The organism is Nocardia sp. NPDC059195, from assembly GCF_042754695.1.
GTDB lineage: Bacteria > Actinomycetota > Actinomycetes > Mycobacteriales > Mycobacteriaceae > Nocardia.
The window spans coordinates 46,657-70,512 of sequence record NZ_JBHZBG010000011.1 but is presented as its reverse complement, the minus strand read 5'-3'; the positions used below and the strand labels follow the sequence as shown (position 1 = coordinate 70,512).

The window sequence follows — 23,856 nt, the reverse complement described above, 5'->3', positions numbered from 1 at the left end:
CAGCCGTCGGGGTGACCCGCCGATCTGGCGCACCGCTGTTCGATCGCTGAATTCGTCCGCGTCGACTGGGTGGATCGCCCGGTGAGTCGGCTCAGCCGCCGACGTTGGCCGCTGCCGGCGGGGCCGGGGGAGCGGGCTGGGTTGTTTCGGCCGGAGCGGGTGCCGGGGCGGCGGGAGCCTGCGAAGTCGGGGTGCCCGAGGAGGATTCGCCCGAGCCCGGGCTGACGGCCCGAGGTTCGGGAGCGGGCGGAGCCGCGGGGGCTTCGGGCAGCGCGACCGGCAGATCGGGCACGACGAACGTGCCGACGGTCGGGGTCATCACGCAGCGAGCGCCCGCGTAGTCGATGGTTCCCCACATCGAGGCGACCACCGTGCCCGCACCGCTGTGCACCGTCTTCGACAGTGACGGCAGGTTGAATTCGGTCTGGTCGTCGAGGCCGATGATGCCGCTCTGACCGTTGTTGACGTTGACCCAGGCGACACTGAGGCCCGATGCCAGCGGAACACCGGTGTGGCGCGGGCTCGCGCTGAAGCGGATGTCGCCCGGTGTCAGGCTCATCTCGGTGCGCGGGCCCGGTCCTTCGAACGTCGCCGCGGCGATGATCGTGGTGATCGGGCCGTTGCTGCCGCAGCCGAAGGTGGGGGCCGCGTAGGTGAAGGGGGTGAACTGCGTCGAGATGTCGCGCAGGGCATCGTCGCCGACGATGCTGGTGAAGCTCGCGATCGCACCGACACCGGCCTTCGTCGTGGCGTCGTCGCCCGCGAGGTGGGTGAGGTGGCTGATCGCGTCGTCGGTGGGCGTCGCGGCCGCGCTCGGGGCCAGCAGTGCCAGCGCGCTGATGCTCGCCGCGGTGACCGCCGCTGCTCTACCTGCGATGGATCTGCCGTTCACCCGTAACTCCTCGGTGGATGCTCGTACCCCGGATAGTCCGGTTCGTCTGGCAAGGTACCAGGTCGTCGCACGGGTCGCCGAGCCGCCGACCGCGTGGCGAGCGCCGCTGGGGCCGTCATCGGAGTGTGATGTAGTCGACACCGGGGATTACCGAAGGGTAAGTTTCTCTTCGACGGCTACGAGTGACTGGGAGACCCGTATGAAGTTAGCCCTGTCCCCTGAAGAGGTCGCTTTCCGCGACGAGCTCCGGCATTTCTACGCGACCGAGATCCCGGCCGCCATCCGTGACCGGGTGAAGCACGGCGAGGATCTGTCCCGCGAGGACATCGTCACCGCGAACAAGATCCTCAACGACAACGGCTTGTGCGTGCCGAACTGGCCGGTCGCCTGGGGCGGCAAGGACTGGACGCCGATGCAGCGCCACCTCTGGCTCGACGAGATGCAGCTGGCCTCGGTGCCGGAGCCACTCACGTTCAATGCCTCGATGGTCGGCCCGGTGATCGCGCAGTTCGGTTCCGAGGAACTCAAGCAGCGCTTCCTGCCGCCCACCGCCGCGCTCGACATCTGGTGGTGCCAAGGCTTTTCCGAGCCCGACGCGGGCTCCGACCTGGCTTCGCTGCGCACCACAGCGGTGCGCGACGGCGACTCCTACATCGTGAACGGCCAGAAGATCTGGACCACGCTCGGCCAGTACGCCGACTGGATCTTCTGCCTCGTGCGCACCGACCCGAACGCGCCGAAGAAGCAGGCGGGTATCTCCTTCCTGCTCTTCGATGTGAAATCGCCCGGTGTCACCATGCGGCCGATCAAACTGATCGACGGCAGCTATGAGGTCAACGAGGTGTTCTTCGAGAACGTCCGGGTGCCCGCCGATCAGCTCGTCGGCGAGGAGAACCAGGGCTGGACCTACGCCAAGTACCTGCTCGGCAACGAGCGCACCTCCATCACCGGCGTCGGCAAGACCAAGGTCAAGCTCGGCCTCGCGAAGGAATATGCCCGCGCGACCAGGACCGGGCGGGGCACGCTGCTCGACGACCCGGTGTTCGCGGCGCGGGTGGCCGAGCTGGAGAACGAGCTGCTCGCCCTGGAACTGACCCAGCTGCGGGTGGTGTCCAACTCGGTTGAGGGCAAGCCGAATCCGGCGTCCTCGGTGCTGAAGCTCAAAGGCACGGACTTGCAGCAGGCCGCCACCGAACTGCTGCTCGACATCGCGGGCGCCGACGCGTTGCCGGTGGGCGCCGACAGCATCGCCTCGCCCGCGTGGGCCCAGCACACCGGCCCCGGCTACCTGAACTACCGCAAGGTGACCATCTACGGAGGCTCGAGCGAGGTACAGCGCTCGATCATTTCCTCCACGATCCTCGGATTGTGAGGCACTGACATGGAACTCGCACTGACCGACGAACAGACGATGCTGCGTGACACCGTGCGCGAACTGCTGCACCGGTTCTACGACGGCGAGGCGCTGGCCAAGGTCGGCGACACCGACCCCGGCTGGAACCGCACGGTGTGGAAGCAGCTCGCCGACCTCGGCGTGCTCGGGCTGACCATCCCCGAGGAGGACGGTGGCGTCGGCGCGGGTCCGGTCGAGGCGATGCTGGTGCAGGAGGAGCTCGGTCGCGCGCTGGCCCCGGAGCCGGTGCTCGACTCGGTGGTGATCCCGGCCGAATTGCTGCGGCTGGCAGGCAGCGCCGAGCAGCGGCAACGGCTGTTGCCCGCGCTGGCCGAGGGCACCACCCTGCTCGCCTTCGCCCACACCGAGCCCGGCATTCGGTGGCCGTCGACCGAGCTCGCCACCGCCGCGGTGGCCACGGGCGACGGGTACGCGCTGACCGGGGTGAAGAATCCGGTGCTGCGCGGTGATGTCGCCGACGAATTGATCGTCAGTGCGCTACTGCCGGGCGGCGGGACCGGACTTTTCCTGGTCGACCCGAATCAGGATGGGGTGCAACGACGTTCGTACCGCACGTTCGACGGTCGCCGCGCCGCGCAGTTCGACTTCGACAACGCGACCGGCGAATTGCTCGGCGACAACGTCGACGCGGCCGAACAGATCGCGCTGACCCAGGGCTACGCGCAGGCGGCACTGTGCGCGGAGTCGGTCGGGGCGATGGAGGTCGCGCTCACGCTGACCACCGAATACCTCAAGACCCGCAAGCAGTTCGGGGTCACGCTGTCTAAGTTCCAGGTGCTCACCCAGCGGGCGGCGGACTGCTACGTCTCGCTGGAACTGGCCCGCAGCATGAGCCTGTACGCGACGGCGGCGCTGGCCGACGGCGGCAACGATCCGGTGGTCGCGTCACGGGCGCGGTTGCAGGTGGGCAAGTCCGCCGAGCACATCGGCCAGGAGGCGATCCAGATGCACGGTGGCATCGGCGTCACCGCGGAGTATCCGGTGAGCCACTACGTCGCCCGGTTGACCGCGATCGGGCAGACCCTCGGTGGGGCACTGGAACATCGGCGCGAGCTGGCCGATCGGATCGGCGAGTACGACCTGGTCGAGCTGTAGCTTGTCGATGGTGGTGCGCGCCCTGTTCGGGTGCGCACCATCGTTGTGTCAGCCCTCGGCGGTCGTGGGGGCCGGGGTTTCGGTGGTCGTCGCGGTCCCGGTGGTCGTCGCCGGGGTCGGAGTGGCGCCGGTGTCGGCCGGGACGACCGAGGTCGGGGTCGGGGTCGCGCGGTCGAAGGCGTGGGTGGGCGGATAGTCCTCGGCCGCTTCGTCGTCGCCGACGCTGGGCGGGGTGACGGTGCGGGTCGGGTTCGGCCGGGTGGGGAGCTGCGGCCGGGTGGTCGTCGTCGGCTCGTCTTCGGTGGTCTCCGGCGGACGCAGCGCGGCCTCGGGCGCCCGGAATTCCGTTGTCGCCTCGGCCGGGCTGGACTCGGGGGCGGGTTCGCCCTCGGGCGGCGGCTCCGACGGTGAGGTCTCGGTGGAGCTGAGGCTGAACGGTTTACGCGGCGACATGTACGGCGCGATCCGCCAAGTGGGCGAGGGCGGGATCGGGATGTGCACCGTCGTCGAGGTGGGCTCGTCGGCCACCCGCGCGGGTGCGGCTGCCAGGTCCGCGCTCAACGGCGGCGCGGGCACGTAGACATCCTGCTGTCCGACACCGCACGCACCGATAATGATCAGTCCGAGCGACACCGCGCCCACAGCGACTGCCGGACCTACCAACTTGGCCCTGCTGTTATCCATGCGCCTGCATACTCCTCGTCGGCTTCGAGATCGCCTCACAGTAGTTCAGGTCCGGTCAAAGAGCGCATTTTAAACGCTAGTGGTCCAGATATCGGATTGATCAATTCGGCGTGTCGTGGGGACGTGTCGCGCACGTTCGGCGTCACCGAGTCGTAGCGTGTGTGAGCAAAGTTACGCATGAGACGCCCGGACCGAAACCCCTGACGCGCGAGGTTTGCGCGATGCAAGTATCTGATCGGCGTCATCGAGGAGAATCTCATGGGAGCACTCTCGACACCCCGGCTGGAAACCGCGGCGGCGAACACTGATTCGGCCACCGTCGGGCACCTGTCGTCGACACCGCCCGGTAACCGCACCTTCGCGGTTGTCGCGCGGATCATGGGCTGGTTGTTCTTCGTCGGCGGACTCGTCGGCGCCGGCCTCGGTATCGCGGGCCTGCACGTGGAGATCGCCGTCGCCGGGCTGATCCTGGCCTGCACGGCTGGTCTCATCCTATTGAAGCTGCGCACCGATCGGGACGCGCGCGAAACAAGCTGAGACAGCTCATAATTGGAATGCGACCGCGGGTGTGACGGCTTACCGTCGATGCGGTGCGCATCGAAATCACTCCTGACGCCGCCCGGTTCCTGGCTGATGTGGAGCCCTTCCTTCGTCGTGAGCCGCTGCGCCACACAGTCATTGCGACTGCGCTGGTGAACCGGATCAACGGCAGGTCCGGCGGGATGGCGACCCAATTCCTGAGCGTCCGTGACAGCGCGGGTGAAGTCGTCGGTCTAGCACAATGCACGAACGGCGCCGCCTACCTCGGTGAGTTGCCCGCACACACCATTTCGGCCGTCGCCGATGCGTTCCCGGCGCATGACATCGCGCTGCGCAGCGTCGAGGGCGACGACGACGCCGCTGCCTTCGCGGCGCACTGGTCGAAGACCAACGGCGGTACCTACGGCGAGAAGTTCGCTGTCCGCCTGTTCCGCCTCGGCACCCTGGATGTGCCCGACGCCCCTGGCGCACCACGACAGGCCACCGTCGACGATATGGCCGTCTGCATCGCGATGACCGAGGAGTTCGGTGTGGAAGCCGATGTGCCGCATCGACTCGACGAGACGGCGGTGCGCAGGCGCATCGAGGCCGGGGCCTACTGGTTGTGGGAGCACCACGGTCAGCCCGTCACACTGGTCGCCCGGCAGGCGGCAGTCCTCGGCTGGGCCAGGACCGGCCCGGTCTACACCCCACCGCGGTTCCGGGGCAACGGGTTCGCGAGCGCGCTCACGGCCACGGTCGCCGGCCGGATTCGCGCGGAGGGTGCCGACGCCTGCCTGTTCACCGACCTGGCCAATCCGACCTCGAACAAGATCTACCAACGAATCGGCTTCGAGCCGGTGCGCGACTTCGTGCATTACGCACTGAATTCCTAGCAAGCACAGACGCGCAGCGGGCCGCAACCGCCCACGGCCGGAGCGAATGCGGAGCGCACGTCATTGGCGGGCAGGCCCGAGATCGCTTGGGCGGCCAGGCCCGCGGAGGGGTAGAGGAAGAACTCGTAGATGGCCTTGTTGCCGCCGCCGAAGCAATGCCACATGACCGACCAGTCGCCCATATCGGCATCGTCGGAATCGCGGCTGGCGGTCGCGCGGTCGTAGGCGAAGCAGCCCGCGTTGCCCAGACCTGAACCGGCATGGACGAGGTTGCTAGCCGAGGTGTGCGGCAGCATGCGGGGGAACTCGTCGCTGAGTTGTGCCGCGTTGGCGCCGACGATCTGCCGGTCGGTGGTCGGACGCGTCGTCGACGTCAGGCGCTGGGGTGCGGAGGTCGTCGCGTTCGCGGACGGCGGTGCGACCTCGGAGGTTTCGAGACCCGGCCGACCCGAGGCGCCTGCGTCGCCGTCATCGCCGAACGCCTTCACGAGAATCCAGCCGAGGAACACCACAGCGGCGATGATCGCCAGCCAGCTGATCGGCGACCCCTCCCAGCGTGAGTTCCGTTTCTTGCCGAGATACTCCTCGGCGACCGAGGGGCGCGCGCCCGTCTCCCTGGAACGCCCGGCGTCGCGGGGACGCTGTGCGAGGGCATTCGGCGCGCTCGCATGGTGCGGAGACGACCCGCCCGGCCATGAAGGACTCGGCTGTGCGGGCCACGATCGACCGCTCACTCCGGCAGGCCACTGCTGACCAGAGCTCGGCGCGCCGTTCGCGCCCCACTGCGGGCCGTACCCAGGTTGGCCGCCTGCCGCCCACGGCTGATCGGGACCGGTTGTGCCTGGCCATGGCGTCTGTCCGCCCGGTGTATTCGGGTCGGTGTGTCCGGCAACGGGGTAACCGGCGCCCGGGGTGAAGGGCGAGTTCGGCGGGTAGGTTCTGGTCGGCGCCGAGCCGTGAATCTGCTGCGGGACAGGGTGACCGGCCAATGCCCGCATGGCTGCGGCGGCGAATTCGGCGCAGGTGGCGAAGCGTTCTTCGGGGCGCTTGGCCATGGCACGGGCGAGGACCGCGTCCAGCGCGGGAGTGATGCCCGATTGCAGTGTGCTCGCTCGGGGCGGGGGTTGCTGGAGGTGGCCCTGGATCACCGCGACAGGGTTGGTGGCATCGAAGGGGGTGGTTCCGGTGAGGAGCCGGAAAAGCGTGCAGGCCAGGGAGTACTGGTCGGCGCGGCCGTCGAGGGTGATGCCGGAGAGCTGCTCGGGGGAGGCGAAAGCCAGTGTGGCCGTGAAGGTGCCGGTCTGGGTGAGCTTGGCCGCGCTGTCGTCGTGCAGGCGGGCGATGCCGAAATCGGTGAGATAGACGCGTTCGGTGCCGTCGACCGGTTCGATCAGGATGTTGGCGGGTTTCACGTCGCGGTGCAGTACCCCTCGGCTGTGCGCGAAGTCCAGTGCCGCCGCGGTTTCGGCGACGATGCGGACCGCGCGTGCCGGGTCAACGGGCGAAACCAGCGACGACGCGTCGGCACCGTCGATGTAGCGCATCGAGATCCACAGCTGATCGTTCTCGACACCCCGGTCGTACACGGTGACGATATTCGGGTGCTCGAGCTGCGCCACGAGATCGGCCTCGCGTTCGAACCTGGCCCTGATCTCGTTGTCGAAGAACAGCTCTCGATTCAGCAGCTTCATCGCGGTGCGTCGTGGCAGCCGCGGATGGCGCGCCAGGTACACCGACCCCATGCCACCACGACCGAGCAGCCGTTCGATCGTATATCCGGCGAAAACGCCGCCCTCGTCCTGCACCGACATCAGTTCAGCGGTGCCGAGCGCCACCAGCGCAGCACCTCGTCGGCCGTGCCGTAGCCGTCGGTGTACATCAGGAACTGGGCGCGGTCGGGGTCGCCGGTGAACTGCGTGATGATCTTGTTCCCGTTATCGGTGTACTTGTAGTTGGTGTACTGCTTGCCGCCGTTGCTGTCGGTGGACTTGGTGTTGGTCGGCAGGCCGTCGAGCACCGACTTGGCGTCGGCGGCCGAGTTGAAGGCGTAGATCCGGTAGAACGGGTCGTCGCTGTCGCCGCCGCCGAAGCAACTCCACAGATGCACCCAGGCACCGAAATCGGGTTCGCCTTCCGCGGGCGAGGGCGGATCGCTGCTGTCGGTCTCCCAGCAGGTGGCGCCGTTGTACCCGGTGGAATCGTCGACCGTGGCCGGCACGATCCGGCCGAATTCGGCGCTGATGGCCGCGGCGTTCGGGGTGATGCGTGGGCTCGCTGACGTTGTCGTGGTGCGGTCGCCGCCGCCCGTGTCGTCACCGCTGGCCGCGATGCCGATGCCGATCAGCAGCACGATCACCAGGACCACCGCGATGACGATGCCGATGATCAGCCCGGTGTTCGACTTCGACGGCGGTCGCTGTCCCGGCGGATACTGGGTGAACCCGCTGGCCGGTGGCCGCGGCGCGGACTGGTACTGCGGGGTGTAGGGATTCTGCGAAGCGCCGACCGGAGACTGGTTCATCGGCCGCTGCGTGCCCATCGGCCCGCCGGTCATGGGGCCATGGGCGGTGCCCATCTGGCCGCCGGTCGTCGGCCCGTGGGCGGTGCCCATCGGCCCGCCGGTCATGGGGCCCTGGGCGGTGCCCATCTGGCCGCCGGTCATCGGACCGTGCGCCATCGGCCCGCCGGTCATCGGACCCTGTGTGGCAACGGGATACGGCAGACCGGTCTGTGGAATCGCACCGCCGGTCGTGGGTCGCCCGGCGATCGGCAGCGCCCCACCGGTGCCCGGTCGCGAACCGACAATCGGCAGAGCGGGCGCGCTCGGACTGTTCAACGCCTCGATCGCGGCCTCGGCGAAGTCCGAACAGGAATCGAACCGGTCATCGGGCCGCTTGGCCATCGCCTTGGCGAGCGCGCCGTCCAGCGCATAGGAGAGTCCGGGCCGCACACTGCTCAACGACGGCGGCGGTTGCTGGAGATGACCCTGGATGACCGCGGCCGGATTGGTCGCCGCGAACGGTCCCGAACCGGTGAACAGCCAGAACAGTGTGCAGGCAAGGGAATACTGGTCGGAACGGTGGTCCAGTGCGGCGCCGGTGAGCTGTTCGGGCGAGGCGTAGGCGAGCGTCGCGGTGAAGGTGCCGGTCTGGGTGAGATGGCCGGTGTCATCGCGCAATCGGGCGATGCCGAAGTCGGTGAGGTAGACCCGCTCGCCACGGCCCGCGCCCGAGCGGGCGAGCAGGATATTGGCCGGTTTCACGTCGCGGTGCAGCACGCCCATGCCGTGCGCGTAGTCCAGCGCGTCGGCGGTTTCCTTCACGATCTGCAGCGCGCGGGCGGGTGGCAGCGTCTGCGGATCCACCGATGCCGCGTCGACGCCGTCGATGAACTGCATGGAGATCCACAGCTGTTCGTCGTCGTGGCCGCGGTCGTAGACGGTGACGATGTTCGGATGATCAAGGCGCGAAACAAGATCGGCCTCCCGCTCGAACCGCGCCCGCACCTCGGCATCGAAGAACATCTCGCGATTGAGCAACTTCAGCGCCGTCATCCGCGGTAGGCGAGGATGCTTGGCTAGATAGACCGAACCCATGCCACCACGACCGAGCTGCCGTTCGATGACGTAGCCGGCGAAGACATCTCCGTTGGCCAGCATGTCTGCTCCACTTCCCGCCGCGCGCCGGGACCCACCAGCGCACGCGCGTACAGCATAAAAGCCGCGGCCGAGGTTGCCCGCCGCGGGAAAATCAACGAAACCTTATCAGTCGGCGACGACGCCGAAGACTGCCACGATCACGGCGGACGCCGCTGCTGGGGCGGCACGATATAGCCGGGATGGTTACGGCCACCAGGCAAATCGATGGTGCCGGGGCGAGCGGTCCCGCGCCGCGGTGGCACCGCCGGACCGCCCGTCGACGGCCGCGGCGCATGCGGATGCGGCTGCGCGGGAGTAGTCGGCGGGGTGTGCGCGTGCGGGTGCGGCTGCGCGGGGGTGGTCGGCGGTGGTGCGTTGCGGTAAGGCTGCGCCGGGGTGTGCGGCCGGGGATATCCCGGTGCCTGCGGGTACGGGTCGCGAGCGCGCAGGACCACGCCCGCCGCGGTGTACTGCTGCTGGTGATGCCACGGCCCCGGCACCGCGAACAGCGCGGCTTTGGCCGCCTGGGCGAACTCGGCACAGCTGGCGAAACGCGACTCGACCCGCTTGGCGGTGGCTCTGGCCAGCACCGCGTCGAGAGTCGCTGGCAGGTCCGGGCGCAGGCTGCGCAGCGGGGGAATGGGCTTGCTCAGGTGCGCCTGGATCACCGCGCCCGGACTCGGTCCGGGGAACGGCACCGAGCCCGTCAGCATCCAGAACAGCGTGCAGGCCAGCGAATACTGATCGGCGCGATGATCCAGCGGTGCGCCTGCCAAGTGCTCGGGCGCGGCGTAGGCCAGGGTGGCGGTGATCGTGCCCGCCGAGGCCAGTGTGGTCTCGCTGTCGCGCACCGCCGCGATGCCGAAGTCGGTGAGCACCACGCGTTCCGGGCGCCCGATCGGTGGCTTGGCGAGCAGGATGTTCGCCGGTTTCACGTCGCGGTGCAGCACGCCGCTCGCGTGCGCGAAGTCCAGTGCGGTGGCGGTTTCGGCGACGATCTGCACCGCCCGGCCCGGCGTCAGCACGTTCACGTCGGCGGTCGCGACATCGGTGCCCGCCACGAACTGCATGGAGATCCACAGCTGATCGTCATCGGTGCCGCGGTCGTAGACATTGACGATATTGGGGTGCTCGAGCTGGGCGACCAGATCGGCTTCGCGTTCGAAGCGCAGGCGGATCTCCTCGTCGACGGACAGCTCGCGGCTGAGCAGTTTCAGCGCGGTCAGCCGGGGCAGACGCGGGTGCCGGGCCAGATAGACCACGCCCATGCCACCCTGGCCGAGCACGCGCCGGATCGTGTACCCGGCGAACACGTCGCCTTTGCGCAACACGCGAAGTCACCCCCTCCAGGGCAGAGCACCCGCCCGAAATTCTACCGATGTATCTCCCGAAGCCACCACGGTGCAACATCGGCCGAAGTTGTCGGTGCCAGATATTAGGGTGGGATCTATGCGCATTGGAGCACACGTTCGCGACGAGAGCGATCCGATCGGCTTCGGAGAGAAGCTCGGTGCCGAGGTTGTCCAGATGTTCGTGGTCGATCCGCAGAGCTGGGACAAACCCCAGCCGCATCCCAAGGCCGCCGAGATTGCGGCCAGTCCGATCGATGTTGTCGTGCACTCGTCCTATCAGATCAATGTGGCGAGCCTGAACAACCGGTTGCGGATGCCCTCGCGCAACGCGGTGGCGCAGCAGGCGAAGGCGGCGGCCGAGCTCGGTGCGTTCGGGCTGGTCGTGCACGGGGGACATGTGCGCTCCGATGCCGAGCTCGATACCGGAATCGACAACTGGCGCAAGCTGTTCGAACGTCAGCAGGACAAGGGCGGGTTCGCGGTGCCGATCCTGATCGAGAACACCGCGGGCGGCAACCACGCGATGGCGCGGCACTTCGATTCGATCGCGCGATTGTGGGACGCGGTCGGTGACTACGGTGCCGGATTCTGTCTCGACACTTGCCACGCGTGGGCGGGCGGTGAGGAATTGGTCGGGGTGGTCGAGCGGATCAAGGCCATCACCGGGCGGATCGACCTGGTGCACCTGAACTCCTCGCGCGACGAATTCGATTCCGGCGCCGACCGGCACGCCAATTTCGCCGACGGCACCATCGACCCGCAATTGCTCGCCGAGGTCTGCCGCACCGCGGGCGCACCGGTGATCCTGGAAACTCCGGTCGACGGTGTGGCCGACGACCTGGCCTATCTGCGGGAGAGCCTTGGCTGAGCGCCTTCCGATCATCCCGAGATAAAACCTGTCTGCGGGGGCGTTTTCGCGGTGTGCTTGATACCAGCAAACCGATCGAGAACGAATTGAAGGTGATCCCCATGACGGTCGACACTGCCACCAACACCACCCTGACGGTGACCAAGCTCGGCGCTCACATCGGCGCGCAGCTCGATGGTGTCCGTCTGGGTGGTGACCTGGACGCGGCGACCGTAGCGAGGATCCGTCGTGCGCTCAACGAGCACAAGGTGATCTTCTTCCGCGGCCAGAACCACCTCACCGAGGACGGCCAGTACGAGTTCGCGGAGCTGCTCGGCACACCGACCACCCCGCATCCGACGGTGAAGTCGGCCGGCGTGAAGAGCTTGGCCATCGATTCCGAGCGCAGCCGCGCCAACTCCTGGCACACCGATGTGACGTTCGTCGACCGGGTGCCGAAGGCATCGATCCTGCGGGCCGAGCACCTGCCCACCTACGGCGGCTCGACCACCTGGGCGTCGACGGTCGCGGCCTACAACTCGCTGCCCGCGCCGCTCAAGGTGCTGGCCGAGAACCTGCGCGCGGTGCACACCAACGTCTACGACTACGCGGCAGGCGGCGACAAGGTCCGTCCGAGCCAGGTCGAGTACTCGACGGAATTCCAGTCCGATGTGTACGAGACCGAACACCCTGTCGTGCGGGTGCACCCCGAGACCGGCGAGCGCTCGTTGCTGCTCGGCCACTTCGTGAAGCAGTTCGTCGGGATCCCGGCCCGGGAGTCGGAGCAGCTGTTCCGGTTGCTGCAGGATCGGGTCATCAAGCTGGAGAACACCACGCGCTGGAACTGGGTCGACGGCGATGTCGCGATCTGGGACAACCGTGCCACTCAGCACTACGCGATCGACGACTACAACGACCAGCCGCGTCGGCTTACCCGGATCACGCTTGCCGGTGATATCCCGGTAGGTGTCGACGGGCAGACCAGCACCGTCCTGAAGGGCAACGCCGAGGACTATTCGATCATCGAGGAAGTGGAACTCCTCGCCAGCTGAACTATCGGTTCGCCGCCGGGCCCGCATGTGCCCGGCGTCACCGGGGGTCGCACTGCGATACTGCAGCCATGAGTATTCGGCCGTTGGACGGTGTTCGCGTCCTGGAACTCGGTAACTATGTTGCCGCTCCTACTGCCGGACGTATTCTGGGCGATTTCGGTGCCGAGGTGATCAAGGTGGAGCGGCCCGGTACGGGCGACGAGTTGCGCAACTGGCGGTTGTACGGTGGCGATACCTCGATGCTGTATCGCACTGTCAATCGCAACAAGAAGTCGATCGTGCTGGATCTGCGGACCGAGGCGGGGCGCGCGATCGTGCTCGATCTGGTGAAGCAGTGCGATGTGCTGCTGGAGAACTTCCGGCCGGGGATGCTCGAGAAGTGGGGGCTCGGGCCCGAGGTGCTCGAAGAAGCGAACCCGAAGCTGGTGATCACGCGGATCTCGGCGTATGGGCAGACCGGGCCGATGGCCGCTCGGCCCGGATTCGCCGCGGTCGCGGAGGCGGTCGGTGGGCTGCGTGAGCTGGTGGGCGATCCGGATCGGCCGCCGGTGCGTACCGGGGTATCGATCGGTGATTCGATCGCGGGCATCTACGCGGCCTTCGGGACCGTGATGGCGTTGTTCCAGCGCGAACGGGTCGCGGGTCCGGTGCCGCAGGTGGAGCGGATCATCGATGTCGCGCTCAACGAGTCGATCCTGTCGGTGATGGAATCGCTGATCCCCGACCACCTCGCCTATGGCATCAACCGCGAGCGCGTCGGCGGCCGGATGGAGGGCATCGCGCCGTCGAACGCCTACCCGACCAGCGACGGTTTCTCCATCATCATCGGTGGCAACGGTGACGCCATCTTCCAGCGGTATATGCAGGTCATCGGCCGCCCCGACCTGGCCGTCGACCCGGAACTCGCCGACAACAACGGCCGCTGGCGCAACCGCGAACGCCTCGACGCCTCGATCGCGGAATGGACGATCGGGCGCACGCGCGCGGAAGCGCTGAAAGTGCTCGACGACGCCGCCATCCCGTGCGGGCCGATCTATACCGCCGCCGACATCGTGGCCGACGAGCAGTACCGCGCACGCAATATGATCCAGATGTTCCCCGTCGACGTGGGCGAGGCCGAACCCAAACAGGTGGGTTTCGGTGGCATCGTCCCGGTGATCGGGGGCGCATCGCTGCCGATTCGCAATGTCGGCCCCGATCTCGGCGAGCACACCAGGGAAGTGCTCGGCGGGTTGCTCGGGATGAGTGAAGATCAGATCGACGCGCTGGAGGCACTGTGACGAGGCGAGTACACGGCAGGCGCCGCCCGCCGGTGCGCAACAAGTGGGAGCCGCGCGGTCCGGGTCATGTGCGTCCGACGGTCCACCCCACCCCGGCCAGCGTGGGCGACAAACCGTGCGGTGGCGTGATGTGTGTGCCCGCGCAGGAAACCGAGCAGCGGCGATGACCGCACCGCTGTTGCGGGACGTGACGCTGCGCGACGGCCTGCAGCTCACCGGCAAGGTACTGCCCGTCGAGCGGAAGGTCGACGTGGTGCGCAGGCTGCTCGCCGCCGGTGTGCCCGCGCTCGAGATCGGTTCGATGGCGCGGCCCGACCTTGTTGCGCCGATGGCCAATTCGCTCGAGTTGATCGCGGCCCTCACCCCTGATGAGCTGGCGAAATGCTGGGTGTGGGTGGCCACGCCGCGCCACGTCGAGAAGGCCGCCGCGGCCGGTGCGCGCAATTTCCAGTACTGCTTCTCGGTGTCCGACGCGCACAACAAGGCCAATATCGGCCGCGACACCGAGACCTCGGTGGCCGCGATGCCCGACGCGATCCGCCTCGCCCATGCGGCGGGCGGCGAAATCCAGCTGTGCCTGGCCACCACCTTCACCTGCCCGTTCGACGGACCCGTCGATCCGGAGCGCGTCCTGGCCATCGCGAACGACCCGCGCACCGACGGCGCCGCCGACATCGTCCTCGCCGACACGCTCGGCCAAGCCCACCCGGGTCAGGTGAGCGCGCTGGTCTCCGCCGTCCGCGACACCACCCCGCCGCGCCGCATCGTCTTCCACGGTCATGACACCTGGGGCATGGGCGTGGCCAACACCCTCGCGGCCGTCGCCGCGGGCGCCACCATGGTCGACGGCGCGCTGGGCGGTCTCGGCGGCTGCCCGTTCGCCCCTGGTGCCAGCGGCAACACCGCCTCCGAGGACATCCTCTTCGCCACCCGACCCGATTGGTTCACCCCGGCCTCGCTGGCTGATCTGGTCGGGCTCACCGAAGGGCTCCTCGCTGATCTGGGCGAACCCAACCGCTCCCGAGCGCTGGAAGGCGCGCGCTCCGAGGCTGACGCGTTCGAGTGGGTCGTTCGCTAACTGAGAGGTCGGTAAGACCTGCGGTATCGGGGGGATCCCGGATGGCGCGGTTCACTCCTGCCAGCCAGACTGGACAGCATGACTTCGCACGCCATGGGGACCGAGGCCGTCGACGCGGCGGCCGCCGCCGATATCGCGGCCGCCGCGCTCGATCTGGTCAAGCTGTACGGATCGGGAGATACACAGGTCAAGGCCCTGGACGGAGTGTCGGCTGACTTCGCCAAAGGCGAGTTCACCGCGATCATGGGTCCATCCGGCTCGGGCAAGTCGACGTTGATGCACTGCCTGGCCGGGCTCGACAGCGCCAGCGCGGGCGAGGTGCGCATCGGCGACACCCCGCTCACCGGCCTGTCCGACAAGCAGATGACCGCACTGCGGCGCGACCGGATCGGGTTCGTCTTCCAGGCGTTCAACCTGGTCCCGACGCTCACCGCGCTGGAGAACATCACCCTCCCGCTCGATATCGCGGGCCGCAAGCCCGACCAGGAGTGGCTCGACACCGTGGTCAAGCGCCTCGGCCTCGGCGACCGCCTCGAGCACCGGCCGTCCGAACTGTCCGGTGGCCAGCAGCAGCGCGTGGCGTGTGCGCGTGCGCTGGTGGGCAAGCCGGAGATCATCTTCGGCGACGAACCGACCGGCAACCTGGACTCGCATTCCTCGGGCGAGGTGCTCTCGATCCTGCGGGCCTCGGTCGACGAGTTCCACCAGACCGTCGTGATCGTCACCCATGACCCGCGTGCGGCCGCTTACTCCGACCGCGTCGTGTTCCTTGCCGACGGTCGCATCGTCGATGAGCTGCGTGCCCCGACTCAGGATTCGATCCTCGACCGGATGAAGGCGCTGGAAACCCGATGAACACAGCATCGCGGAGCGATTCGATGAGGGGTGGTGGCCGGGTGACGGGCGGGCCGATGCGCAAGGTTGCCTTGCGTAACCTCGCCGCGCACAAGGTGCGGTTGGCACTGACCCTGCTGTCGGTGGTGCTCGGTACCGCCTTCATCGCCGGATCGTTCGTTTTCACCGACACGTTGCAGCGCACCTTCGACGGCATCTTCGAAGGCCAGGCCCAGGGTGTGGACGTGCGCGTCGGCCCCGCCGATCGCCAATCACTGGGGCTGCCGACGAATATCGTCGACGCGCTGGCCAAGCACGAGGGTGTCGCGCGGGTCGCTCCCGCCGTGAACGGACCGGTCGTGCTGCTCGAGCCCGACGGTAAGAAGGCCGTCCAGACCGGTGGCGCACCGAGTTTCGGTCTGTCCTACCTGCCGCCGGACAAGTCCGTCGAGGAGCCGAACAAGTTCGTGGCGGGTGTCGCGCCCACCCAGCCCAACGAGATCGCCCTCAATACCGGTGGCGCCGAGAAGGCCGGGCTGAAGGTCGGCGACAAGACGAAGGTGCTGATTCCCTCCAAGGGTGATCCCTTCGAGGTGACACTGTCTGGCATCTACGAGATGCCCGGTGCCGAGGGCGGCGGTGTGGTCGCGGTGATGTTCACCGAGCCACAGGGCCGCAAGCTGTTCACCGACGGCTCGCATGTGGCCTACGTCGATATCGCCGCGGCGCCCGGAGTCTCGGCCGATGACCTGCGCGACCAGCTCGCCGCCGGGCTGCCCAACTACAAGGTGCAGAACTCCGACCAGGTCCGCGAGGACATGAAGAAGGAGATCTCCGAGGCCCTCACCTTCATCAACTACTTCCTGCTCGCTTTCGGCGCGATCGCGCTGATCGTCGGCACGTTCATCATCTACAACACCTTCTCGATGATCGTGGCCCAGCGTCTGCGCGAACTCGCGTTGCTGCGCGCCATCGGGGCGAGCCGTCAGCAGGTCGGCCGGTCGGTGGTCGGTGAGGCCATCGTGATCGGGTTGATCGGTAGCGCGCTGGGGTTGGCCGCCGGTATCGGCCTGGCCTACGGGTTGTCGGTGCTGCTCAACGCTTTCGATCTCGGCCTGCCCACCGGTTCGCTGACGGTGCTGCCGCGGACCGCGATCGTCGCGCTGCTCGTCGGCCTGATCGTCACCGTTGCCAGTGCCTACGCCCCCGCTCGACGGGCCGCGAAGGTGCCGCCCGTGGAGGCGATGCGTTCCGAATTCGCCAGTGCCGGTGACTCTTTGCACGTACGCACGGCGATCGGCGCGGTCATGGCCGTTGCCGGTGGTGTGCTCGTCTACGTCGGTGCGCAGGGCACCGGTAAGGGCTCGGCGGTGACCGTCGGTGTCGGTGCGCTCGGATTGATTCTGGCGGTGCTGCTGGCGGCGCCCGCGCTGTCGCGGCCGATGGTGCTCGTGCTCGGGGTGCTCACCAGGCCGTTCGGCCCGATCGGGCAGATGGCGCGCAACAACGCCACGCGCAACCCACGTCGCACCGCGGCCACCGCGTTCGCGCTCACGCTCGGCCTGATGCTGGTCTCGGCGATCGGCATTCTCGGCGCTTCGGCGAAAACCAGCGTCGGTGTGCTGATCGACAAGGGTGTGAAGGCCGAATACGTGCTCGCCGGTCCGCAGATGATCGGCGCGCCGATCGGTGCGGTCGACGCCGTGCGCACCGAGGTACCCGAGGTCAGCGATGTCACCGGGATCCGGGTCGTCGCGTTCAAGGTCGGCGACGATCAGATCGGCGCCACCTCACCGGATGGTCCGATCGATCCGGTGATGGATGTCGACATGCTCAGCGGCACGAGCACGATCCCCGCCGGTGGCGCGCTCGTCGATGAGACCGAGGCGACCGCCCGTGGGTGGAAGCCCGGCGACAAGATCGCCATCACCAGCCTCGACAACAAGCAGTTCGAGCTCACCGTCGCCGGCATCTACGCCAACACACCGCTGCTCGGTCCCATGGTCGTCGATCCGGGCGTGTACGAGCAGTTGATGCCGCAGAGCCTGCGCACCAACATCTTCGTGCTGGTCAAGGCCGCGCCGGGCGCCGACCTGACCGCGATGCGGGCGAATCTGGAGAAGGCCACCGAACCGTTCGTGGTGGTGCAGGTGCAGGATCACGAACAGTTCAAGGGCGCCCAGGGCAAGCAGATCAACACCCTGCTCGCCATCCTCTACGGGCTGCTCGCCCTGGCCGTGGTGATCGCGGTGCTCGGCATCATCAACACCCTGGCGCTGTCGGTGGTGGAGCGCAGGCGCGAGATCGGCATGCTGCGCGCGGTCGGCACCCAGCGTGCGCAGGTGCGGCGCACGATCTATCTGGAGTCCATGCTGATCGCCATCTTCGGCGCGATCGTCGGGCTGGTGCTCGGCATCGCGCTCGGTGTCGGATTCCTGCGCACCCTGCGCGATATGGGCATCGACCAGATCACCATTCCGTGGTCGCAGTTGGTGATCGTGCTGGTCGCCTCGGGTGTGGTGGGTGTGCTGGCGGCGGTGTGGCCAGGTGTGCGGGCTGCCCGCACCCCACCGCTGGCTGCCATCGCCGATCTGTAGCAGTCAGGCGACAGGTTCCCGCTGAAGACGCGTTCGGCGGGAACCTGGTCACGGCCGCGTTGGCTCAGATGCGGTACGCGCGCAGGAACAACTCGACTGTTTCAGCGCAGAGACTGTCGATCCGTGCGTCGGTGAGCGCGATCGTGCCGTACATCGACTCGTGCAGACCCTGCTGGACGAGCAGAGCGACGAACTGGCGGGCGCCTGTTGCCGGATCAGGGACATCCAGTTCGCCACGATCGGTTCGCCGGCGCAGCTCATCGGCGATGAATCGCACCAGCTGCGCCGGTTCACCCGCCGAGCAGGCAGGCTGCAGTCCGGGGTACCGGGCGACCTCGCTGATCACCAGGCGGCGCAGGGCCGAGGCACGTTCATCGAGCAGTACCGCGAGTGCGCGTCGTCCGATGGCGAGTAGTGCCGAGCGGGTATCTGCTCCTGGGGCGACCGGCACCAAGGCGGCGGCGCTGTTCTCGAATTCGGTGGCGGTACGGCCGCGTTCGGCCTCTACCGCGGCCAGGAACAGCGACGTCTTGTCGCCGAAGTGGTTGTAGACGGTCTGTTTGGCGACGCCGGCTCGCTCCGCGATCAAATCGACGCTGGTTCGGTCATAGCCTTCGTTGAGGAATTCGGTCACCGCAGCGTCCAGGATCCGGCGGGACTTACCGGGGTCATTCCCCTTCGGCCGCCCGATGGCAGCGGAATATGCGGCGGCGGAGCACATTTCCCAGGCCCATCCTTCTTCCGTGTGAGACGCGTCACCGATGGTTCGAGTTGCGGGCCAGTTTAGCGGGTGGTTTTCTGGACTCTCAGTCCAAAAAACTATGAGAGGGCGTCATGGACGGCCGTACCTTGACATCGACCGAACCGCTGGCACTACATCCGGACGCGCAGGATCTGCTGTTCCGCACCGCCCGCACCGCCAACACTTTCCTGGACGAGCCGGTCTCCGAGGAGCAGGTGCGGGCGATCTACGACCTGGTGAAGTTCGGTCCCACATCAATGAACCAGCAGCCACTTCGGGTGGTGCTGGTCCGCTCGCAAGAGGCCCGAGGTCGCCTGATCGCCGCGATGACCGAGCGGAACCAGGAAAAGACCAACCGGGCGCCGCTGGTCGCGATTCTCGCCGCCGACCTGGACTTCCATGAAGAACTGCCGAGACTCGTGCCGTTCATGGAGAACCCGCAAGCGGTGTTCGCCGATCCCGCGATCCGCGCGCAGTCGGCGAAATTCAATGCCGCCCTGCAGGTGGCCTACTTCATCATCGGTGTCCGGGCAGCGGGCCTGGCGGCCGGTCCGATGGTCGGTTTCGACCACGAAGCGGTGGCTCGGGAATTCCTCCCCGACGGCCGCCACGCCCCGCTGTGCGTGGTCAATATCGGCAAACCCGGCCCGGATGCCTGGATGGGCCGCCTGCCCCGCCTCGAGTACGACGAAGTCATCACCGCCGTCTGATCCAGCCCTGCCGCAACCGGACATGGAGAACAGCATGCTCGCGAGTCGATTCGAAACGATCCCAGTTCCGCGTTCGGTGCAGGACGCGCAATCAGTAGCCCAGATCCTGCTGTCTGCCGTATTGCATCGCCCGTCATCTGGGATCATCTATTTGGACAACGCCGCCGACGGCACACCCGAAGTTCGCTCCCACCAGTCGAATCGCCAATTGCTCGACGAGGCAATGCTGTTGACGGGCGCACTGCACGCGCAGGGCCTGCGGCCGCAGTCGAAGGTGGCGCTGCTGCTCGATGATCATCGCGACTTCGTCACCACCCTGTGGGCCTGCTTCCTCGGCGGATTCGTACCGTGCACGCTGGTGGCGACCCCGGCCGACCCCGCACGCTGGGCCGCCACGCTGCGGCACGTCGACGAGCTGCTCGAGCACCCATTACTGATCACCTCGGCGGCTACCCGCCGAGCCTTGCCCGCGGTACCAGGCCTGTCCGTGGTGTCACTCGATGCCCTGCGCGCCGACGATTCCGCGCCCGCGCCCCATCTCGCGCAGCTCGACGATCTCGCACTGCTCGTGCTGACCTCCGGCTCGACCGGCAACGCCAAGGCGGTGACGCTCACGCACGGCAACCTGCTGGCGTCGATGGCGGGCAAGCAGCAGACGCAACAGCTCGGCGTCGGGGACACCACGTTCAACTGGATTTCCTTCGACCATGTGGCCGCGATGCTGGAAACACATCTGCTGCCCCTGTATGCCGGTGCGCAGCAGATCCACGCGCCATCGGAGCTGATCCTGCAGAACCCGCTGGAATTCCTCCGGATCATCTCGCGATACCGGGTCAGCATGACATTCACACCCAATTTCTTGCTCGGACAGATCAATTCGCTGGTCGACGCGCCGGTGGCGACCGCGGCAGAGCGTCTCGATCTGACCTGCCTGCGGCACATCGTCAGTGGTGGTGAGGCCAATGTGGTGGCGACTGGGCAACGGTTCCTCGACGCCTACGCCCAGCACGGGCTGAACTACGCCGCCCTGTGGCCTGCGTTCGGCATGACCGAGACCTGCGCGGGCAGCATCTACAACCGCGAATTCCCGGTCTGCGACGCCGGACAGGAATTCGCGAGCGTCGGCGGTCCGATCCCCGGTTTGTCGGTCCGCATCGCCGACGACGACGGAAATCCGTTGCCCGACGGGGAGATCGGCGAACTGCAGGTGCGCGGTGACATGATCACGCGCGGTTACTACCGAAACGACGCCGCGACGGCGGCTGCCTTCACCCCTGACCATTGGTTCCGGACCGGCGATCTCGGTAGCCTCGACGACGGCCGGGTGACCCTGGCCGGACGCAGCAAAGACAGCATTATCGTCAACGGGGTCAACTACTTCAGCCACGAGATCGAAACGGCGCTCGAGGAGCTCGACGGTGTCACCCGCGGCTACGTGGCAGCTTTCCCCACCCGCCGCCCGGACGCCGACACCGAACAGTTGGTGATCGCGGTCAACCTCGACAACGAGGGTGACGAAACCGAGTTGCATCGGGTGATGACCGCGGTGCGGTCGACCGTGGTGGTGTTGTGCGGGTTCCGCCCGGGAGTGATTGTGCCGCTGCCGAAGTCGGATTTTCCGAAGACCAGTCTCGGCAAGACCCTGCGTCCTCGGATGCGGCGGGCGCTCGAATCCGGCGAATACGGTGACATTCTCGCCGCCACCGCTGCCGCGACCACCCGCCAGCTCGGCGGGTTCGAGGCGCCGAACGGGCCGATCGAGACCGCACTCACCGAGATCTTCGCCGAACTCTTCGATCTTCCCGCCGCCGAGATCAGTGTCACCGCGAGCTTTTTCGAACTCGGCGGGACGTCGCTGGATATTCTGCGCCTGAGCAAGCTGGTGGCCAGGGACTTCGACGGCCGGGAACTGCCGGTGATCGAGATTCTCACCGGACCGACCGTTCGCGAACTCGCGGTCCACGTGGCGGGCGGCACCGGGCCGCGCGCCTACGATCCGATCGTGGCGCTGCAGCCGGTCGGCGACAAGACGCCGCTGTTCTGTGTGCATCCGGGTGTCGGTGAGGTCCTGGTCTTCGTGAACCTGGCGAAGTATTTCGTCGGTGATCGGCCGTTCTACGCTCTGCGCGCCCGCGGCTTCAACCCGGGTGAAGTGCCGTTCAGCACGTTCGACGAGATGGTCGACACGTATGTGGCGGCGATCCGGAAACGTCAACCGCACGGCCCGTACGCCCTCGCCGGCTACTCCTATGGTGGCGCGGTGGCCTTCGAGATCGCGAAGCGACTCGAATCCGCCGGTGAGCGAGTCGATTTCGTGGGCAGCTTCAATCTTCCGCCGCACATCAAATACCGCATGGACGAACTCGATTTCGTTGAGACCGCGACGAACCTGGCCATGTTCCTGGAACTGGTCACCACGGCGCAAGCGGCGCTGCTACCTGACCGGCTGCGGCCGCTGCCGAAGGAAGAACAACTGATCCGGCTGCTCGAACTCGCGCCCGCCGGGCGGGTCTCCGAACTGGACCTGGATCTCACGAAGTTCCGCGCGTGGGCCGAGCTCGCCGCCGGACTGACCGAACTCGGGGGCACGTACGCTCCGAGCGGGAACGTGCGGTCGATGGCCGTCTTCTACGCGATTCCGCTGCGCGGAACCAAGCAGGACTGGCTCGACAAGGAACTGCGCCGATGGGATGACTTCAGCCGGGAGACCAATAGTTACATCGACGTTCCCGGTGAGCACTACACCCTGATGGGTCCCCAGCACGTGGCATCCTTCCAAGCCACTCTCCGCAAGGAACTGGATCAGGCGCTCGCCGACGCCGACGCCAACCGCACCGATCGATAGGACGAGCATTGCAGGGCAAGAAGGTACTCATCACCGGCGCGACCGGGCTGGTGGCCGGTCCCGTCGCGAAGGCACTGGCCGAACACAACGAGGTGTGGTGCCTCGGCCGGTTCAGTGCACCCGGTTCGGAAGCGGCACTGCGGGACCACGGGATCACGACTTTTCAGTGGGATCTCGACAACCAGGGGCCCACCGCCTACGCCGGGCTGCCCGACGATTTCACCCATGTCTTCCACTCGGCGGTCCGCCGCGGCGATGGTACGGATTTCACTGAGAGCATCGCGGCGAATACCACCGCCACCGGCCGTTTGATGGCGCATTGCCGTACCGCCGAGGCGTTCCTGTTCGTCTCGACAGGCGCGCTGTACAAGCGCCAGACCCTCGACCACCGCTACCGGGAGACCGATCCGATCGACGGTGTCGCGGACTGGTTGCCGACCTATCCCGTCGGGAAGATAGCGGCCGAGGGCGCGGTCCGTGCGCTCGCGTCGGTGCTCGAGTTGCCGACCGTCATCGCGCGGCTCAATATCGCCTATGGCCCCAGCGGCTATGGCGGCGTGCCGATGCTGTACCTGAAGAGAATGCTGGCGGGCGAACCCATCCCCGTGCCGCTCGAAGGTCAGAACTGGTGTTCGCTGCTCTACATCGACGATCTCATCGCGCAGGTACCGAAGCTGTTCGCCGCAGCGTCCACGTCGGCGACGTTGGTGAACTGGGGCGGGGACGAATCGGTCGGCATCACCGACTGCGTCCGCTATTTGGAGGAACTGACCGGCGTGCAGGCCGACCTGGTGCCCAGCGAAATCACCAGGGAAACATACCAATTCGATCCGGCGCTGCGGCATTCCCTCACCGGCCCGTGCGCGGTGACCTGGCGCGAAGGCATTCGCCGGACCGTGGCCGAGCTGTTCCCCGAGCAGTTGCGCGAGTCGGTGTCATGAGCGAGACAACCAGGGGGTCGCAGACCCGGACGGACAATCTCGCCGTGATCCGCCGGTCATATGAAGGTTTCGCCAGCCGCGATGTCGACGCGATCCTGTCGGCGATGCACCCGGATATCGAATGGGTGCATCCGGAGGGGATGAACAAATACGGGCTCGGCGGAACGAAGTTGGGTCATGCGGGAATCAAGGCGTTCCTCGCGCACGTCCCGTCGGTGCTGGGCGGCATGAAGCTGCACCCACAGGAGTTCATCGAGCAAGGTGATCGGGTGGTGGTATTCGGAATCCGTGATGTGACCTCCCGAACCGGAACCACCGCCACTCTTTCCTTCTTGCACTCGTGGACGATGCGCGACGGGAAGGCGACCCGGATGGAGGACATCTTCGACACCGTCGAGTTCCACCGGCTGATCGAGAGTTGATCGCAAGCCGTTGGCAGGG

The 23,856-nt window shown here is 67.2% G+C and carries 21 protein-coding genes; 15 read left to right on the top strand and 6 right to left on the bottom strand.

Features of this window, described 5'->3' with window-relative positions:
• Positions 1-91: 91 nt before the first annotated feature.
• Positions 92-892, bottom strand: a complete 801-nt coding sequence (locus tag ACFXKN_RS16360; protein WP_378940448.1) for a hypothetical protein — start codon at positions 890-892, stop codon at positions 92-94.
• Positions 893-1,091: 199 nt separating this feature from the next.
• Between ACFXKN_RS16360 and ACFXKN_RS16355 the strand changes: the two genes are divergently transcribed.
• Positions 1,092-2,264, top strand: a complete 1,173-nt coding sequence (locus ACFXKN_RS16355; protein WP_378940447.1) for an acyl-CoA dehydrogenase family protein — start codon at positions 1,092-1,094, stop codon at positions 2,262-2,264.
• A gap of 9 nt (positions 2,265-2,273) precedes the next feature.
• Entirely contained in the window at positions 2,274-3,401 is a 1,128-nt protein-coding gene (locus ACFXKN_RS16350; RefSeq protein WP_378940446.1) for an acyl-CoA dehydrogenase family protein, read from the top strand.
• Positions 3,402-3,449: 48 nt separating this feature from the next.
• Here the strand turns inward: ACFXKN_RS16350 and ACFXKN_RS16345 are convergent, their stop codons facing one another.
• Entirely contained in the window at positions 3,450-4,085 is a 636-nt protein-coding gene (locus tag ACFXKN_RS16345; RefSeq protein ID WP_378940445.1) for a hypothetical protein, read from the bottom strand.
• Between the two features lie 258 nt (positions 4,086-4,343).
• On the opposite strand from ACFXKN_RS16345, the gene ACFXKN_RS16340 reads away from it, so the two are divergent.
• Positions 4,344-4,622, top strand: coding sequence for a hypothetical protein (locus ACFXKN_RS16340; RefSeq protein WP_378940444.1), 279 nt, complete (start codon positions 4,344-4,346; stop codon positions 4,620-4,622).
• Positions 4,623-4,675: 53 nt separating this feature from the next.
• The gene (locus ACFXKN_RS16335) at positions 4,676-5,500 is read left to right on the top strand and encodes a GNAT family N-acetyltransferase (protein ID WP_378940443.1); all 825 of its coding nucleotides are present in this window, start codon (positions 4,676-4,678) and stop codon (positions 5,498-5,500) included.
• On the opposite strand, the gene ACFXKN_RS16330 is transcribed toward ACFXKN_RS16335, so the two are convergent.
• From ACFXKN_RS16330 to ACFXKN_RS16320, 3 genes are all read right to left on the bottom strand, one after another.
• Positions 5,497-7,335 carry a protein kinase gene (locus tag ACFXKN_RS16330; protein WP_378940442.1) on the bottom strand — a complete coding sequence of 613 codons (1,839 nt, stop codon included), beginning with the start codon at positions 7,333-7,335 and terminating at the stop codon, positions 5,497-5,499. The two genes, ACFXKN_RS16335 and ACFXKN_RS16330, sit on opposite strands and share 4 nt — an antisense overlap.
• Entirely contained in the window at positions 7,311-9,158 is a 1,848-nt protein-coding gene (locus tag ACFXKN_RS16325) for a protein kinase (RefSeq protein WP_379433295.1), read from the bottom strand. Before ACFXKN_RS16325 ends, ACFXKN_RS16330 begins: the two co-directional genes overlap by 25 nt.
• Before the next feature lie 137 nt (positions 9,159-9,295).
• Complete coding sequence (locus ACFXKN_RS16320) at positions 9,296-10,468, bottom strand: serine/threonine-protein kinase (protein ID WP_379433294.1); 1,173 nt, start codon at positions 10,466-10,468, stop codon at positions 9,296-9,298.
• Positions 10,469-10,586: 118 nt separating this feature from the next.
• Here ACFXKN_RS16320 and ACFXKN_RS16315 point away from each other — a divergent pair, with 118 nt between their 5' ends.
• The 7 genes from ACFXKN_RS16315 (at position 10,587) to ACFXKN_RS16285 (ending at position 18,177) form a co-directional block, all read left to right on the top strand.
• On the top strand, positions 10,587-11,357 hold the full coding sequence (locus ACFXKN_RS16315) for a deoxyribonuclease IV (protein WP_379433293.1): 771 nt from the start codon (positions 10,587-10,589) through the stop codon (positions 11,355-11,357).
• Between the two features lie 101 nt (positions 11,358-11,458).
• Positions 11,459-12,388: a TauD/TfdA dioxygenase family protein gene (locus ACFXKN_RS16310; RefSeq protein WP_378940438.1), complete on the top strand. Its 930-nt coding sequence runs from the start codon at positions 11,459-11,461 to the stop codon at positions 12,386-12,388.
• 68 nt (positions 12,389-12,456) lie between these two features.
• Positions 12,457-13,668, top strand: a complete 1,212-nt coding sequence (locus tag ACFXKN_RS16305; RefSeq protein WP_378940437.1) for a CaiB/BaiF CoA transferase family protein — start codon at positions 12,457-12,459, stop codon at positions 13,666-13,668.
• Positions 13,665-13,835, top strand: coding sequence for a hypothetical protein (locus ACFXKN_RS16300; protein WP_378940436.1), 171 nt, complete (start codon positions 13,665-13,667; stop codon positions 13,833-13,835). The genes ACFXKN_RS16305 and ACFXKN_RS16300 overlap by 4 nt, the downstream gene beginning before the upstream one ends.
• Positions 13,832-14,746 (top strand): hydroxymethylglutaryl-CoA lyase, encoded by a 915-nt coding sequence (locus tag ACFXKN_RS16295; protein ID WP_378940435.1) that lies wholly within the window; start codon positions 13,832-13,834, stop codon positions 14,744-14,746. The genes ACFXKN_RS16300 and ACFXKN_RS16295 overlap by 4 nt, the downstream gene beginning before the upstream one ends.
• A 78-nt stretch (positions 14,747-14,824) precedes the next feature.
• Entirely contained in the window at positions 14,825-15,601 is a 777-nt protein-coding gene (locus tag ACFXKN_RS16290) for an ABC transporter ATP-binding protein (RefSeq protein WP_378940434.1), read from the top strand.
• Between the two features lie 23 nt (positions 15,602-15,624).
• Positions 15,625-18,177: an ABC transporter permease gene (locus tag ACFXKN_RS16285; RefSeq protein WP_378940433.1), complete on the top strand. Its 2,553-nt coding sequence runs from the start codon at positions 15,625-15,627 to the stop codon at positions 18,175-18,177.
• A gap of 64 nt (positions 18,178-18,241) precedes the next feature.
• On the opposite strand, the gene ACFXKN_RS16280 is transcribed toward ACFXKN_RS16285, so the two are convergent.
• Positions 18,242-18,898 carry a TetR/AcrR family transcriptional regulator gene (locus tag ACFXKN_RS16280; RefSeq protein ID WP_378940432.1) on the bottom strand — a complete coding sequence of 219 codons (657 nt, stop codon included), beginning with the start codon at positions 18,896-18,898 and terminating at the stop codon, positions 18,242-18,244.
• Positions 18,899-19,011: 113 nt separating this feature from the next.
• Between ACFXKN_RS16280 and ACFXKN_RS16275 the strand changes: the two genes are divergently transcribed.
• Genes ACFXKN_RS16275 through ACFXKN_RS16260 form a run of 4 tightly spaced genes read left to right on the top strand, consistent with a single transcriptional unit; the run spans position 19,012 to position 23,837 of the window.
• A complete protein-coding gene (locus ACFXKN_RS16275; RefSeq protein WP_378940431.1) occupies positions 19,012-19,629 on the top strand; it encodes a malonic semialdehyde reductase in 618 nt (205 codons plus the stop codon).
• Between the two features lie 34 nt (positions 19,630-19,663).
• Positions 19,664-22,474, top strand: coding sequence for an alpha/beta fold hydrolase (locus tag ACFXKN_RS16270; RefSeq protein ID WP_379433292.1), 2,811 nt, complete (start codon positions 19,664-19,666; stop codon positions 22,472-22,474).
• Positions 22,475-22,482: 8 nt separating this feature from the next.
• Positions 22,483-23,415 carry an NAD-dependent epimerase/dehydratase family protein gene (locus ACFXKN_RS16265; RefSeq protein ID WP_379433291.1) on the top strand — a complete coding sequence of 311 codons (933 nt, stop codon included), beginning with the start codon at positions 22,483-22,485 and terminating at the stop codon, positions 23,413-23,415.
• Positions 23,412-23,837 (top strand): nuclear transport factor 2 family protein, encoded by a 426-nt coding sequence (locus ACFXKN_RS16260; RefSeq protein ID WP_378940429.1) that lies wholly within the window; start codon positions 23,412-23,414, stop codon positions 23,835-23,837. Before ACFXKN_RS16265 ends, ACFXKN_RS16260 begins: the two co-directional genes overlap by 4 nt.
• The last annotated feature ends 19 nt before the right edge of the window (positions 23,838-23,856 follow it).

Excerpts from the sequence above, each read along its gene's own strand:
- ACFXKN_RS16270 (WP_379433292.1), top strand. The coding sequence starts at position 19,664 with ATGCTCGCGAGTCGATTCGAAACGATCCCAGTTCCGCGTTCGGTGCAG.
- ACFXKN_RS16290 (WP_378940434.1), top strand. The coding sequence starts at position 14,825 with ATGACTTCGCACGCCATGGGGACCGAGGCCGTCGACGCGGCGGCCGCC.
- ACFXKN_RS16345 (WP_378940445.1), bottom strand. The coding sequence starts at position 4,085 with ATGGATAACAGCAGGGCCAAGTTGGTAGGTCCGGCAGTCGCTGTGGGC.
- ACFXKN_RS16340 (WP_378940444.1), top strand. The coding sequence starts at position 4,344 with ATGGGAGCACTCTCGACACCCCGGCTGGAAACCGCGGCGGCGAACACT.
- ACFXKN_RS16305 (WP_378940437.1), top strand. The coding sequence starts at position 12,457 with ATGAGTATTCGGCCGTTGGACGGTGTTCGCGTCCTGGAACTCGGTAAC.
- ACFXKN_RS16310 (WP_378940438.1), top strand. The coding sequence starts at position 11,459 with ATGACGGTCGACACTGCCACCAACACCACCCTGACGGTGACCAAGCTC.
- ACFXKN_RS16285 (WP_378940433.1), top strand. The coding sequence starts at position 15,625 with ATGAGGGGTGGTGGCCGGGTGACGGGCGGGCCGATGCGCAAGGTTGCC.
- ACFXKN_RS16350 (WP_378940446.1), top strand. The coding sequence starts at position 2,274 with ATGGAACTCGCACTGACCGACGAACAGACGATGCTGCGTGACACCGTG.
- ACFXKN_RS16260 (WP_378940429.1), top strand. The coding sequence starts at position 23,412 with ATGAGCGAGACAACCAGGGGGTCGCAGACCCGGACGGACAATCTCGCC.
- ACFXKN_RS16315 (WP_379433293.1), top strand. The coding sequence starts at position 10,587 with ATGCGCATTGGAGCACACGTTCGCGACGAGAGCGATCCGATCGGCTTC.
- ACFXKN_RS16355 (WP_378940447.1), top strand. The coding sequence starts at position 1,092 with ATGAAGTTAGCCCTGTCCCCTGAAGAGGTCGCTTTCCGCGACGAGCTC.
- ACFXKN_RS16325 (WP_379433295.1), bottom strand. The coding sequence starts at position 9,158 with ATGCTGGCCAACGGAGATGTCTTCGCCGGCTACGTCATCGAACGGCAG.
- ACFXKN_RS16295 (WP_378940435.1), top strand. The coding sequence starts at position 13,832 with ATGACCGCACCGCTGTTGCGGGACGTGACGCTGCGCGACGGCCTGCAG.
- ACFXKN_RS16275 (WP_378940431.1), top strand. The coding sequence starts at position 19,012 with ATGGACGGCCGTACCTTGACATCGACCGAACCGCTGGCACTACATCCG.
- ACFXKN_RS16280 (WP_378940432.1), bottom strand. The coding sequence starts at position 18,898 with ATGTGCTCCGCCGCCGCATATTCCGCTGCCATCGGGCGGCCGAAGGGG.